We start from the raw sequence: 12439 nt of genomic DNA on the forward strand, positions 1-12439 counted from the left end.
GGAGGGCCGTCCCCGTACGGCCATCCCTCTACGGGCAGACACCTGACGACCTGATTCGAACCCGAGGGAAGACCCATGACCAGCACGCCAGCGGGAGTGCTTCCCCGGCCGGTCCGCATCATGAATCATCAGCTCGTTATCCGGATCCTCATCACCGCGACCATGGTCCTGGGCCTGAACTACATGGTCTGGCGGTGGCTGTTCTCGGTGAACTGGGCCGCGGCCTGGATCAGCGTGCCTTTGGTCTTGGTTGAAACCTACAGCCTCATCGACGCCTTCCTCTTTGGAGTCACCATGTGGCGGCTGCGGGAACGCGGTGAGGCACCGCCCCCGCCCGAAGGCCTGACCGTGGACGTCTTCCTCACCACCTACAACGAACCCATCGACCTTGTCATGACCACGGCCCTCGCTGCCCGCCGCATCCGCTACCCGCACAAGACGTGGATCCTGGATGACGGGGCGCGTCCGGCCATGAAGCGGGCCGCCGAGGAGGCCGGCATCGGTTACATCACCCGCTCCCGCGACTGGGACAACCTCCCGCGGCACGCCAAGGCCGGGAACCTGAACAACGCCCTGGCCGCAACGCAGGGCGAGTTCCTGCTCATCCTCGACGCGGACCAGATCCCCCAGCCGGAAATCCTGGACCGCATGCTGGGCCACTTCACCAATGAAAGGGTCGCCTTGGTCCAAACCCCGCAGTGGTTCTCCAACGTCACCGACGAGGACATCCTCGGAAGCCAGGCGCCCCTGTTCTATGGACCCATCCAACAGGGGAAGGACGGGTGGAACGCGGCGTTCTTCTGCGGCTCCAACGCCATCGTCCGGCGGGAAGCCCTCATGCAGATCGGAATCACCGGGTACGTCAAAGGCGTCAGGACCACCGTGGAGCACGCGCTGAAGACCGCGAACAAAGTCGTCGCCAAGGCGCGCACCGAAAATGCTGGCACCGGGCAGCACGTGGCACGGGCGTTGGAGGACGTCGAAGCGGCCGTCCGCAGCGCACGGCGGGAACTCGCCGGTGACAGGCCCGTCGCGAATGTCACCTATGACTTCCAAAGGAAGGTCGACGCCGCGGCGCGCAGTGTCGTCACCGTCGACGTCGCGGCATTGCGGGCGGACCTCCACGAAATAGAACGGCTCTCCGGCAAAGGTCCCACCGGCCTTCTCATCGACGAGGACGCCATCGACCGGCTGGCCCGCCGCGACTGGTCACCCATCGGTGCCATCAGCTCCGTGCGCAGCATCGTCCACGCCCTGGACGTGGACCGTGCCGACGAGGCCCTCCCGGTCATGCCGATGGCCACAAACTCTGTCACAGAGGACATGGCCACCTGCATGCGGCTGCATGCCCATGGCTGGGAGAGCGTCTACCACCACGAGATCCTCGCCAAAGGCCTCGCCCCCGAAGATCTGCGGACCATGCTGACGCAGCGGCTGCGCTGGGCCCAGGGAACCATGCAGGTGTTCCTCCACGAGAACCCCCTGCTGCAGCAAGGGCTCGCCTGGGGCCAGCGCCTGATGTACTTCTCTACGATGTGGAGCTACCTCTCCGGCTTTGCTGCCGTGGTGTACATCGCAGCTCCCATCATTTTCCTGTGCCTTGGAGTCATGCCGGTCGATGCGTTCAGCGCCGACTTCTTCGCAAGGCTGATCCCGTTCCTGGTGGTGAACCAGATCCTGTTCTTCGTCGCCGCACGCGGCAGGAAAACCTGGCGCGGACAGCAATATAGCCTCGCCCTCTTCCCGGTCTGGATCAAGGCCTGCACGACGGCGGCAGCCAACGTCCTGTTCGGCCGTGACCTCGGGTTTGCGGTCACTCCAAAAACCCGCCAGGGCGGGGGCCCGCCCTGGTCCCTGATCCGTCCGCAGCTGGTCGCTATCGCTGCCCTTGCCGTCGCGGCAGTACTCGGGCTGGTCCGGATGTTCACAGGCCTTGGCGCTCCTGCCGGGACACTGGTCAATGTCGGCTGGGTCATCTATGACCTCGTGGTCCTTAGCGTGATCATCCGCGCCGCCCTCTACCAAGGATTCACACCTACGGAAGAAGCTGAGAACAATGCAGTTTGACGTTGAACCCACCGGCCGCGACGGCGCCGTGATCCGCACCAGCGGGCGCCTGAACATGATCTCCGCCCCTGAACTGAAGGACCTCGTGGCACGCATCGTCCGCGAAGACGGCCGCTCCCACGTCGTCGTGGATCTCGCAGGCACCGACTTCATGGACTCCACCGGCCTCGCGGCGCTGATCACCGGGCTGAAAACTGCCCGGTCAGCCGGCGGCGACCTTCGCATCGCCCGCCCCGGAAAACAGGTGACCATGGTCCTGGAACTGACCAGCATGGACCGCATTCTGGAACCGCACGAGACCGTCGAGGAGTGCCTCCAGTGAGCAACAACCGTCTGCACGTCCACGAACTTCACGCCTGCGCGGCCCCCGAGTGCCTGGCCAAGGTCCACGACCTCCTGGCCGAAATGTGGGGCTCGTCCCCCGACGTTTCCCTGCTGGACCGGGCGATGTTCGAAACCGCCGTCATCGAAATCGCGGCCAACATCGTCCGGCACGGTTCCAACGGGGGCCGCACGGTCTGCAACCTCACCCTCGAGGTCTATCCGGATCGCCTCGACGCGTTCTTCAGCGACGACGGCCGCATTGCCCACGTGAACATCGACGCGGCGGCCATGCCGGATGCCTTCGCGGAAAGCGGCCGCGGCCTGGCCATCGCGAAGGCCGCCGTGGACGTCCTCAGGTACGAACGACACAACGGCGACAACCGGTGGACGCTCAGCCGCGCCCGCACTGCCCTGTGCTGATACGTGGGGACGCTGGCCGGCGGTCACTTGTTATGCCAGTGGGTGGGCATCTCCAGGTCCGGTGGGAGCCGCGTGCTGCCGTCGCCTGTCGCGGCGTTGAGTTGCGGCTGGGTCAGGTACAACGCTTGCGACAGGTCCGCGCCTTCCAGCCGCGCATCCCTGAGGTCAGCGCCGAGGAGATCGGTGCCGGACAAGTCGCTGCCCCGCAGATCCGCGGCAATGAGGTACGCCCCTCGAAGGTCTGCCCCGCACAGCCGGCGCGAGCCGAGATTCCTGCCCATCAGATCCGCTCCCGGCTTCAGCGCGGACAGCAGATGGTCGTCACCGGCTGCGAAGTAGGAAGTCCGAACGTCCTCGCTGATGTCGATGAGTGTCGACCTGACCTGGGAGTGAATATCCTGTACGTCGAGGGATAGCAGGTCCGGCAAAGCGCCCCCGAGCGCCTGTTCAAGGATGGTCCTGAGCTGCGCCGCACGATGTGAGGCATCCGGATCGAAAGTCCGCGTCTGGGCCTCGGCCAGATACCAGAGCATTTCATGGAGCTGCCGCGCCACTTTGAATGCTGAGAACATCCCTTGTCTTATGTCGGGGTTGTCTCGCCAGTTCGTGCCGCCGAAAATCCCTTGCGATACGTTCTGGCCGGCCCCGAAGCAGTCAAAGACCGTGCAGCCACGAAATCCCCTCGGGCGCAGACGATCGTGAATCGTGCAGGAAAAGTCGGGTGCAAGATTCTGGCACGGTGAGCCTGCCGGTTTGTCTAAGGCAAAATCGGCGGAACGCGAAAAGCCGAAGGCTGTACAACAGAGAGCGAAACACTTGCTGCAGTCAGGGCGCAGTGGTTGCCGGTCGGGCACGGGTGACGAGGGCTCGGTGGAGTGCGTTGATACGGGATGCATGTGATCTTCCAGGGGTGAGTTCGAGTGGGGCCTGCGGATCGGGGAACTCGACGTGGAGTTCCCACCGCGGGCGCACGGAATCACCGCTCCGCTACGAAGCGAACAGGAAGCGCTGTCAAAACTCTGGGTCACAGAGAAAACTGAAGTATCACTGCCCCAAGAATACCTGTCACGAACCGCTTGGCCGACCTACCGATTATCGATACAATTCCATTGTTACTCAATGTAGAAGGAGTTCTGATGGGAAAGCTGACGATCCTCGCGCTGCGGGTCGTGCTCGCAATGGTGCTTGCCGGCTCGCTGTTCGTGCAGGTGTGGATGGTGCCGTTGCTGTCCGCGGATCTGGAGGAAGCCGGCGCCCCCGCCGGGCCACGGATCGCGCTCCTCACCATCGTGGTTCTGGGCATCGTGACCGTGCAGGTCTCGCTGGTGTGCGTGTGGCGGCTGCTGACGATGGTGCGCCGGGAGACGGTGTTTTCCCACGCCGCTTTCCGGTACGTCGATGTCATTTTTGGTGCGGTCGCGGCGGCGTCGCTGCTGATGTTCGGAATTGCCGTCATCCTGGCGCCCGGCGGAACCGCTCCTGGCATTGTCCTGCTGATCTGCGGGGCGTCCCTGCTGGTCGCCGGGGTGGCCCTGATCGTCCTCGTGCTTCGGATGCTGCTCGCCCAGGCCGTCGCCCGCGACGCCGAGGCGAACCACCTGCGGACAGAGCTGGACGAGGTGATCTGATGCCGATCGTCGTCGACATCGACGTCATGCTGGCCAAACGCAAGATGCCCGTGGGCACGCTTGCTGAACGCGTCGGAATCACGCCCGCCAACCTGGCGGTGCTCAAGAATGGCCGGGCAAAGGCGGTGCGCTTCACGACGCTCGCCGCACTGTGCGAGGTGCTCGGCTGCCAGCCCGGCGACCTGCTGCGCTGGGAGCCCGAGGGCCCGGCGGACCTGCAGTTACCTGACGACGGTGACCTGCAGGACCTTACGCGAGCGTGATCAGGTCCAGGTAGTCCTCATTCCAGAGATCCTCGACGCCGTCGGGCAGCAGCACCACCCGCTCGGGGTTCAGGGCCTCCACGGCGCCTTCGTCGTGGCTGACGAGAACGACGGCGCCGCTGTAGTTGCGCAGCGCGCCGAGGATTTCGGCGCGGCTGGCGGGGTCCAGGTTGTTGGTGGGCTCATCGAGCAGGAGCACATTGGCGCTGGACGCCACAATGGTGGCAAGCGCCAGGCGCGTCTTCTCACCGCCGGACAGGACACCAGCCGGCTTGTCGACGTCGTCCCCTGAGAACAGGAACGAGCCGAGGATTCCGCGGACCTCCGCGTCCTTCATGTCCGGCGCCGACGAGCGCATGTTCTCCAGCACCGTCCGGTTAACGTCCAGCGTCTCGTGCTCCTGGGCGTAGTACCCCACCTTGAGGCCGTGACCGGCGATGACATCCCCGGTGTCGGGCCGGTCGACCCCGGCCAGCATCCGCAGGAGCGTGGTCTTGCCGGCACCGTTGAGGCCCAGGATGACCACCTTGGAGCCGCGGTCGATGGCGAGATCCACGTCGGTGAAGATTTCCAGCGAACCGTAGGACTTGCTGAGACCTTCGGCCGTGAGCGGGGTCTTGCCGCACGGCGACGGATCCGGGAAGCGCAGGGCCGCCACGCGGTCGTTTTCACGGACCGCCTCGAGACCGCTCAGCAGCCGCTCGGCGCGCTTGGCCATGTTCTGTGCGGCAACGGCCTTGGTGGCCTTGGCGCGCATCTTGTTGGCCTGGTCGAACAGGACCTGAGCCTTCTTCTCCGCGTTGGCACGCTCGCGCTTGCGGGCGCGTTCGTCCGTCTCGCGCTGCGTCAGGTAGCGCTTCCAGTCCATGTTGTAGAAATCGATCTGGGCGCGGTTGGCGTCGAGCAGGAACACCTTGTTGACGGTGGCTTCGAGCAGTTCGGTGTCGTGGCTGATCACGATCAGGCCACCCTGGTGGTTCTTGAGGAAGTCGCGCAGCCAGGCGATCGAGTCCGCGTCGAGGTGGTTGGTGGGCTCATCCAGGAGCATGGTCTCCGCGCCCGAGTAGAGGATCCGGGCGAGCTCCACGCGGCGGCGCTGGCCGCCGGACAGGGTCTTCAGCGGCTGGTTCAGGATGCGGTCCGGCAAGGCCAAATTGGATGAAATGGCGGCAGCTTCTGCCTCCGCAGCGTAGCCGCCACCGGCCAGGAACTCCGATTCAAGGCGGTCGTAGCGGTTCATGGCCTTCCGCTGGACGGCGGCATCCTCGCTCGCCATCTCCTCGTGGGCCACGCGCAGTTTGCCGACCACGACGTCCAGGCCCCGCGCGGAAAGGATCCTGTCCCGCGCCAGTTGCTCCATGTCCGGGGTGCGCGGATCCTGCGGCAGGTACCCGATCTCGCCGCTCCGTGTCACCTTGCCGGCTGCCGGCAGGCCCTCCCCTGCCAACACGCGCGTCAGAGTGGTCTTTCCTGCACCGTTCCGGCCCACAAGGCCGATCTTGTCTCCCTTGTCGATCCGGAAGCTCACCTGATCCATGAGCAGCCGGGCGCCGGCGCGCAGTTCAAGATCCTGGACGGTAATCAAAGCAGGTAAGGCCTTTCACAACAGGGAACGCAGCGGCACAGCGGATATCAAGCGGTGGAGGCTTGTGGGTGCCGGGGCGGTGCGGCCGAGAGAACGGCCCCTACAAGTCTACCGGCCAAAGGCCGGTTCCCTGACCGAAGCCCGGATGCGCGGTTGCGGCGCCGGTGCGGCGCGTTTGTTCCGTGTTTGTGCCCAGCCGTCAGCCCCGCCGCCTCCTTCTTGTAGAACAGCTACAAAATTCAATTATTCCCCGGCAAGTAACGTCAACACCAGCCGACAATTGTTTGTATCTCTCCGACAGGACCTCCCATGCCCCAGACCCATCCAGAGACCACGCCCCCCGCCAAGCGCGCCCGCTGGAACGCCACCGACCTTGGCCTCATCGCCGTTTTCGCCGCGCTGGTGGCCGGATCCGCGCTCGTCGCCGCCATTCCCGTAGGCGGCCTTGGCGTCCCCATCACGCTGCAGACCCTTGCCGTGATGCTGACCGGGCTGGCCCTCGGCCCGGGACGGGCCTTCGCCGCGGTGGGACTCCACACCCTGCTGGGGCTCGCAGGGCTCCCCGTTTTCAGCGGCGGACGCAGCGGGCTGGGCATCCTGGCCGGCCCGTCGGCCGGCTACATCATTGCCTTCCCGCTCGCCGCCGCAGCTGTCGGCTGGCTGGCAAGCATCGTCATTCGGCGCACCCTGAAGTACCGCGGTCTCTTCCTCTTCGCCGCCGCCATGGCCACCAGCGTGGTCGTCATCCATGGCCTCGGTGTGCTCGGCATGATGGTCAATGCCAAGCTCGACCTGTCCAAGGCGTTCCTTGCCGACCTCGCGTTCTACCCGGGGGACATCATCAAGAACGTCCTGGCCGTCAGCGTCGCCCTTTCCCTGCACAAGGCCTTTCCTGACCTGCTGGTCCGCCGCGTGCGTCCGCTCGGATCGCCTGCTGCGGCTCCCGCGGGCGCGGTTTCCGGCGCAGAGTCCTCCAACGCCGCTCCCTCCGGACGTCAGTCCCCCACCCAGCCGTGAGCACCATTTCCCTCAGCGGCGTGGGTGTCCGGGTGGTTGTTGACAGCCACCCGGAACCCAAGGTCCTGCTTCAGGACGTCACGCTCAGCCTGACCGAACGGCGCATCGGCGTGATCGGCGCCAACGGCTCCGGCAAGTCCACGCTGCTCCGGTTGCTGAACGGCCTCGTGGCGCCCAACGAGGGATCCGTCACGGTCAACGGTTCAGACACTGTCCGGCACGTACGGGCCGTCCGGCAGCAGGTGGGCTTCGTCTTTACCGACCCGTTGTCCCAGCTGGTGATGCCAACCGGCCGCGAGGACGTCGAACTGTCCCTGCGGCGCTCGGTCCGTAACGGGGCCGAGCGCAGGGCACGGGCGGACGCCGCACTGGCCCGCTTCGGCCTGCTGCCTCTGGGCGACCAGAGCATCTATGAGCTCTCCGGCGGCGAACGCCAGCTCCTGGCACTGGCCGCCGTGCTGGCGGTGGAACCCGACGTGCTGGTCCTCGATGAGCCCTCCACCCTCCTGGATCTCCGCAACCGCGAACTGCTCCGCGGGACCATCGCCGGGCTCCGGCAGCAGATCATCATGTCCACCCACGACCTTGAGCTCGTCCTGGACATGGACCGCGTGCTGGTGGTCGAGTCAGGCCGCATCGTATTCGACGGCGGTGCTGCCGCGGCAGTCGCGCATTATCGCTCGCTCTGCGCGGCCAACCTTGAGATACCCCACGGCGCCGGTGCGGACGGCGGTGACGCGCAGTGAGGGGCCACGGCTTCCTGCTCGCCAACTACGCTCCGGGGACCTCGCTTATCCACCGCGCTCCCCTGTGGCTCAAATTCCTGGTGGTTGTCAGCTGCGGCATGGCGTCGTTCCTGATCGTCGACTGGCGGCTGGCGGCGGCAGCACTAGCCCTGATGTGCGCACTGTTCCTGTTCAGCGGGGCGGGACCCGCCCGCCTGGTCCGTGCCGTCCGTCCCCTGCTTCCCGTGCTGCTGGTTATCGGGGCCTTCCAGTGGTGGCAGCTCGGCGCACCCGTGGCCGCGCGCATCGTCCTGAACGTCCTGCTGTGCGTCGTGGCGGCCTCGCTGCTGACGGCCACCACACCGCTGCAACGGCTGCTCGACGGTGTGGTGTCCCTGGCCCGGCCGTTCACCCGCTTCGGGGCTGATCCTGAACGGTTTGCCCTCACCATCGCCATCATGCTGCGCAGCATCCCCTTCATTGCCGGGGCCTACGCGGACGTCCGGGACTCGGCCCGGGCCCGCGGCCTGGAACGCAACCCCCGGGCCCTGGTGCTGCCGGTCTTCATCACCACCGTTGCCTACGCCCGCCACACCGGGGAGGCGCTTGCCGCCCGCGGCCTCGGGGAACCCGAGGACAGCCGACCCGAAGACAGCCGGCCCGAAGTTGGCGAACCGCGCATTTAGCGCGTCTCCTTACGTGCACGTGTCCTGGCCCGCACGTGTCCTAGAGCCGGGCGTACCTGAACAGCGCTGCCGTGCCCATGCCGCCGGCGATACTGATCATCGCCAGGGCGAGCTTCTCCCGGTGCGGAGTCCGCCGTGCCTGCGCCAGCAGCCTCGTCACCAGGACAGCACCGGACGCAGCGTAGGCATGGCCAAGAGCCAGTGCCCCGCCGTCGGCATTGGCCCGGAGCGGATCAATGCCCAGGCTGTCCAGGCACGCGAGGGTCTGGGAGGCGAACGCCTCATTGAATTCCACCAGGTCTACTGTGTCGGCCGGCTCGCCCCGCGTGGCCAGCAGCCGAGCGGCAGCGGAGGCCGCCCCGATGCCGAGAAGCCGCGGCTCAACTCCTGCCGTTTCGGTTCCCAGCACCAGCAGGGCGTCTGAAGCGCCCAGTTCGCGGGCACGCGCCAGGGTCGTGATCACGACGGCGGCGGCGCCGTCGGCGTCGAAGCAGGAATTCCCTGCGGTGACAGTCCCGGATCCCACGAACGCAGCGGGGAACCTTGCCATCAGGGCCTCACTGAGCCGGGGCCGGGGACCGTCGTCGGCTGTCACCGTACCGGATGGCGCGTCCAAAGGAACGATCTCCCGGTCGAAAGCACCGGAAGCGGCAGCGGCAACGGCCCTCCGGTGGCTGCGCAGCGCGAACTCGTCCTGCCGATCCCGGCTGATGCTGAACTCGGACGCCACGTTCTCGGCGGCCACCCCCATGTCCGGATCGCCCAGGCTGTCCGGCGCAAACCGGGCGCGGCTGAAGAAGGCGGGGTCGCCGTCGTCGTTCCGGTTCGCCCGCATCGGCGCTGTGCTGATGCTTTCCACTCCGCCGGCCAGATACACGCCGCCGCCGGCAGCGACCAGCCGGGACGCCAGGACGATGGCATCCAGGCCCGAGCCGCACTGCCGGTCGACGGTGAGGCCCGGGACGGTCACGGGGAGGCCGGCCTCGAGGGCGGCCAGCCGCGCAACATTCCCGCCCCCGCCCACCGCGTTACCGATGACCACATCTGCCAGTTCAGACTGTCCGACGCCGGTTTCGGCCAGCAGGGCGGTCAGGACCGGCGCGAGGAGTTCGTGGGCGCGGAGCTGCTTCAGCGCTCCGTGGGCACGGCAGATGGGCGTTCGCAGCGCGGCAATGATGACGGGCTGCCGCTCCGGAGGAAGGGGCTCCTGCCGGTGAAATTGCGCCGTGCCCGCCTCAGACAAGGCGCCGCACCCGGGAGTCGCCGGCCGTGATCCAGTCGAGCATGAGGCGCCGGCTGACCTTGCCCCGGTCCGTCACGGGCAGCTCTGCGAGGGCGAAATACTGGAGCGGGCGTTTGTCCCTGGGCAGGATTTCCTCGAGGCCGGTTTTGAGCTGCGTGGCAGTGAGGCCGCCGTGGGACGGGAGGATCCCCGCCACGACGCGTTGTCCCCTGACGTCGTCGGCCATGCCGGCCGCCACTGCCGAGGCAACGCCGGGAACGGAGGCGAGGGCCAGTTCAACCTCATGCGGGTAGACATTCTTGCCTGCCGTGATGATCATGTCGGAGCGGCGGCCCAGGATGTGGAGTTCCCCGTCCTGCAGGTACCCCTGGTCCCCCACCGTGAACCAGCCGTCGAAGCACCGCAGTGCCTGGCCGTCGTCGCCCCAGAGATACCCGTTGCTGACCATGCCGCTGCGGACGGAGATGTTTCCCGCAGCCCCCTCCGGGAGGACGCGGCCGTCGTCGTCCAGAATCCTTACTTCCACCCCGGGGAACGGCCTGCCGATGCCCGTGCCGCCGGCGTCAAGGGGCATGCCGGCGGGCAGGCCTGTCCCGGAGACGAAACTGAGCTCGGAGGCGCCGTAGTACTCGAAAATGGTGGCGTTCGGCGCCCACCGCCTGGCCGCTTCCAGCGTGCGGGCATCCAGTTTGGAACCGGCGCAGATAATGGTCTTCACGCCCGAGGCGTCAACGCAGCCGGTCAGCCCGCGCTCACTGAGCAGGCGGAGCATGGTGGGGACCAGGACGAGGCGGGTGATGCCGTCGTGGCTGATGGCGGTGTGGACGTCGCCCACGTCGAAGGACGCCAGCGTGTGGAACTCGGCGCCGGCGTAAAGGCATTCGGCGAGGGCATACAGGTTCAGGCTGGCCGCGAGCGGTCCGGGCGCGAGCGTCTTGTCCTCCTGGCTGAGGCCGAAAAACTCCATGGAGGCCTCGAAGGACTGCTGCCAGGAGCGGCGGGACCGGGTGAATGCCTTGGGCACGGAGGTGGTTCCGGAGGTCAGGCCGATCAGGAAGGACGACGCCGGATCCCCGTCGGCCAGATGCCAGCCGCCCGGCGGTTCCCCCGCTGCCGCTGGGCGAGCTTCAGCAGCCGGTCCCAGCAGCTGGACAATCTCGGCCAGCATGGGTTCGGGCCATGACGGATCCAGGACGGCGCACTGCCGTTCGCCCGCCACAGCGGCGGCGAAGGCGACGGCGAAGTGCGTGGAGTTCCGTTCGGCGAGCACGCCGATGCGGGCACTGCCGGTGGCGGCGAGGGCCTCCGCTTCGTCGCGGAGCTCGCCCCAGCTGAGCCGTTTGCCGGCCACGACGACGGCGGTGTCGTCGGGGCGGTCATCAGCCCAGCGCTGGAGTCTGTCGAGAAAAGGCATCGGATCAACTTTACCGGCGCAACCGGCCGCACCCGCGCCTGAGAAGACTATTGTGACAACATGAGCTTCAATGACGGGGTCGAGCTGGACCCATCGCAGGTGGAAGACCGGCGCGGCGGCGGTATGGGCCGCGGCACGAAGATCGGCGGGGGCATAGGCGGCGGCGTGGTGCTGCTCCTGGCTGCCCTGTTCGGCATTAACCCGCAGCTGCTTGAGGGGCTCATCGGCACGGGGCAGGAACAGCCCGGACTGAGCCAGGGAACGGCACCTGCGGAGTGCAAATTAGGCTCCGACGCCGACCAGCGCCTCGACTGCCGGATCACCGGCACCGTGAACAGCCTCAATGCCTTCTGGCCCGCGTACCTGGCCAAATACGAGGTCGAGTACCCCAGACCCAGGACGGTGCTCTTCGAGGTCGGAACGGATACCGGCTGCGGCGCGGCCACGTCGGAGGTGGGCCCCTTCTACTGCCCTGCCGACACCACGGCGTACTTCGATCCAGGCTTCTTCCAGGATCTCGTGAACCGCTTCGGGTCGTCCGGGGGTCCATTGGCCCAGGAGTACGTCGTCGCCCACGAGTTCGGGCATCACATCCAGAACGTGCTTGGGGACCTGGACATGGCCCAGCGGGATCCGCGGGGGCCCGAGTCGGGAGCCGTCCGCGTGGAACTGCAGGCCGACTGCTACGCCGGGCTCTGGACGCGCTATGCCACCACCCAGAAGGACCCCAAGACGGGCCAGCCGTTCCTCGAGCCGCTGACCCAGAAGGACCTGAACGACGCCCTCTCGGCGGCGTCCGCCGTCGGCGATGACCGCATCCAGAAGGCCGCCACCGGCCGCGTCACGCCGGAGGCGTGGACCCACGGCTCGAGCGCGCAGCGGCAGAAGTGGTTCTACCGGGGTTACCAGACCGGCGACATTGCCCAATGCGACACCTTCCGGGCCGCCACCCTCTAACCCCACATCGATTGCTCCGTAAGCGCCGTTTTCGCGCTTGAGAAGGGCACCTGCGGAGCAGTCTATGGTGGGCCCATGCCGGCAGGGCTCCCTGGCCGAGCTTGCGAGGC

General features: G+C 66.9%; 13 protein-coding genes. 9 read left to right on the top strand and 4 right to left on the bottom strand.

The window, feature by feature from the left end:
• The first annotated feature begins 120 nt into the window (after positions 1-120).
• From AC3A3W_RS12745 to AC3A3W_RS12755, 3 genes are read left to right on the top strand one after another with little or no spacing between them, the layout of a single operon-like run.
• On the top strand, positions 121-2067 hold the full coding sequence (locus AC3A3W_RS12745) for a glycosyltransferase family 2 protein (RefSeq protein ID WP_487443323.1): 1947 nt from the start codon (positions 121-123) through the stop codon (positions 2065-2067).
• Positions 2057-2389, top strand: a complete 333-nt coding sequence (locus AC3A3W_RS12750; protein ID WP_487443301.1) for an STAS domain-containing protein — start codon at positions 2057-2059, stop codon at positions 2387-2389. Before AC3A3W_RS12745 ends, AC3A3W_RS12750 begins: the two co-directional genes overlap by 11 nt.
• On the top strand, positions 2386-2811 hold the full coding sequence (locus AC3A3W_RS12755) for an ATP-binding protein (protein ID WP_487443303.1): 426 nt from the start codon (positions 2386-2388) through the stop codon (positions 2809-2811). The genes AC3A3W_RS12750 and AC3A3W_RS12755 overlap by 4 nt, the downstream gene beginning before the upstream one ends.
• A 23-nt stretch (positions 2812-2834) precedes the next feature.
• Here the strand turns inward: AC3A3W_RS12755 and AC3A3W_RS12760 are convergent, their stop codons facing one another.
• Entirely contained in the window at positions 2835-3383 is a 549-nt protein-coding gene (locus tag AC3A3W_RS12760) for a pentapeptide repeat-containing protein (RefSeq protein WP_487443305.1), read from the bottom strand.
• Between the two features lie 564 nt (positions 3384-3947).
• Between AC3A3W_RS12760 and AC3A3W_RS12765 the strand changes: the two genes are divergently transcribed.
• Together AC3A3W_RS12765 and AC3A3W_RS12770 are read left to right on the top strand one after the other, a co-directional pair.
• Positions 3948-4439 carry a DUF2975 domain-containing protein gene (locus tag AC3A3W_RS12765; protein ID WP_487443307.1) on the top strand — a complete coding sequence of 164 codons (492 nt, stop codon included), beginning with the start codon at positions 3948-3950 and terminating at the stop codon, positions 4437-4439.
• A complete protein-coding gene (locus AC3A3W_RS12770) occupies positions 4439-4702 on the top strand; it encodes a helix-turn-helix domain-containing protein (RefSeq protein WP_487443309.1) in 264 nt (87 codons plus the stop codon). The genes AC3A3W_RS12765 and AC3A3W_RS12770 overlap by 1 nt, the downstream gene beginning before the upstream one ends.
• On the opposite strand, the gene AC3A3W_RS12775 is transcribed toward AC3A3W_RS12770, so the two are convergent.
• A complete protein-coding gene (locus AC3A3W_RS12775; protein WP_487443310.1) occupies positions 4689-6287 on the bottom strand; it encodes an ABC-F family ATP-binding cassette domain-containing protein in 1599 nt (532 codons plus the stop codon). The two genes, AC3A3W_RS12770 and AC3A3W_RS12775, sit on opposite strands and share 14 nt — an antisense overlap.
• Before the next feature lie 309 nt (positions 6288-6596).
• Between AC3A3W_RS12775 and AC3A3W_RS12780 the strand changes: the two genes are divergently transcribed.
• From AC3A3W_RS12780 to AC3A3W_RS12790, 3 genes are read left to right on the top strand one after another with little or no spacing between them, the layout of a single operon-like run.
• Positions 6597-7304: a biotin transporter BioY gene (locus AC3A3W_RS12780; protein WP_487443312.1), complete on the top strand. Its 708-nt coding sequence runs from the start codon at positions 6597-6599 to the stop codon at positions 7302-7304.
• On the top strand, positions 7301-8050 hold the full coding sequence (locus AC3A3W_RS12785) for an energy-coupling factor ABC transporter ATP-binding protein (protein ID WP_487443314.1): 750 nt from the start codon (positions 7301-7303) through the stop codon (positions 8048-8050). The genes AC3A3W_RS12780 and AC3A3W_RS12785 overlap by 4 nt, the downstream gene beginning before the upstream one ends.
• The gene (locus AC3A3W_RS12790) at positions 8047-8715 is read left to right on the top strand and encodes an energy-coupling factor transporter transmembrane component T family protein (protein WP_487443316.1); all 669 of its coding nucleotides are present in this window, start codon (positions 8047-8049) and stop codon (positions 8713-8715) included. Before AC3A3W_RS12785 ends, AC3A3W_RS12790 begins: the two co-directional genes overlap by 4 nt.
• 40 nt (positions 8716-8755) lie before the next feature.
• Here AC3A3W_RS12790 and AC3A3W_RS12795 read toward each other — a convergent pair whose 3' ends face one another.
• Both AC3A3W_RS12795 and AC3A3W_RS12800 read right to left on the bottom strand, forming a co-directional pair.
• On the bottom strand, positions 8756-9958 hold the full coding sequence (locus AC3A3W_RS12795) for a thiolase family protein (RefSeq protein WP_487443317.1): 1203 nt from the start codon (positions 9956-9958) through the stop codon (positions 8756-8758).
• Complete coding sequence (locus AC3A3W_RS12800) at positions 9951-11372, bottom strand: class I adenylate-forming enzyme family protein (RefSeq protein WP_487443319.1); 1422 nt, start codon at positions 11370-11372, stop codon at positions 9951-9953. Before AC3A3W_RS12800 ends, AC3A3W_RS12795 begins: the two co-directional genes overlap by 8 nt.
• Before the next feature lie 60 nt (positions 11373-11432).
• On the opposite strand from AC3A3W_RS12800, the gene ypfJ reads away from it, so the two are divergent.
• A complete protein-coding gene (gene ypfJ, locus AC3A3W_RS12805; RefSeq protein ID WP_487443321.1) occupies positions 11433-12329 on the top strand; it encodes a KPN_02809 family neutral zinc metallopeptidase in 897 nt (298 codons plus the stop codon).
• Positions 12330-12439 lie beyond the last annotated feature (110 nt).

The sequence above is a fragment of the Arthrobacter sp. Soil_N43 genome (assembly GCF_057655195.1).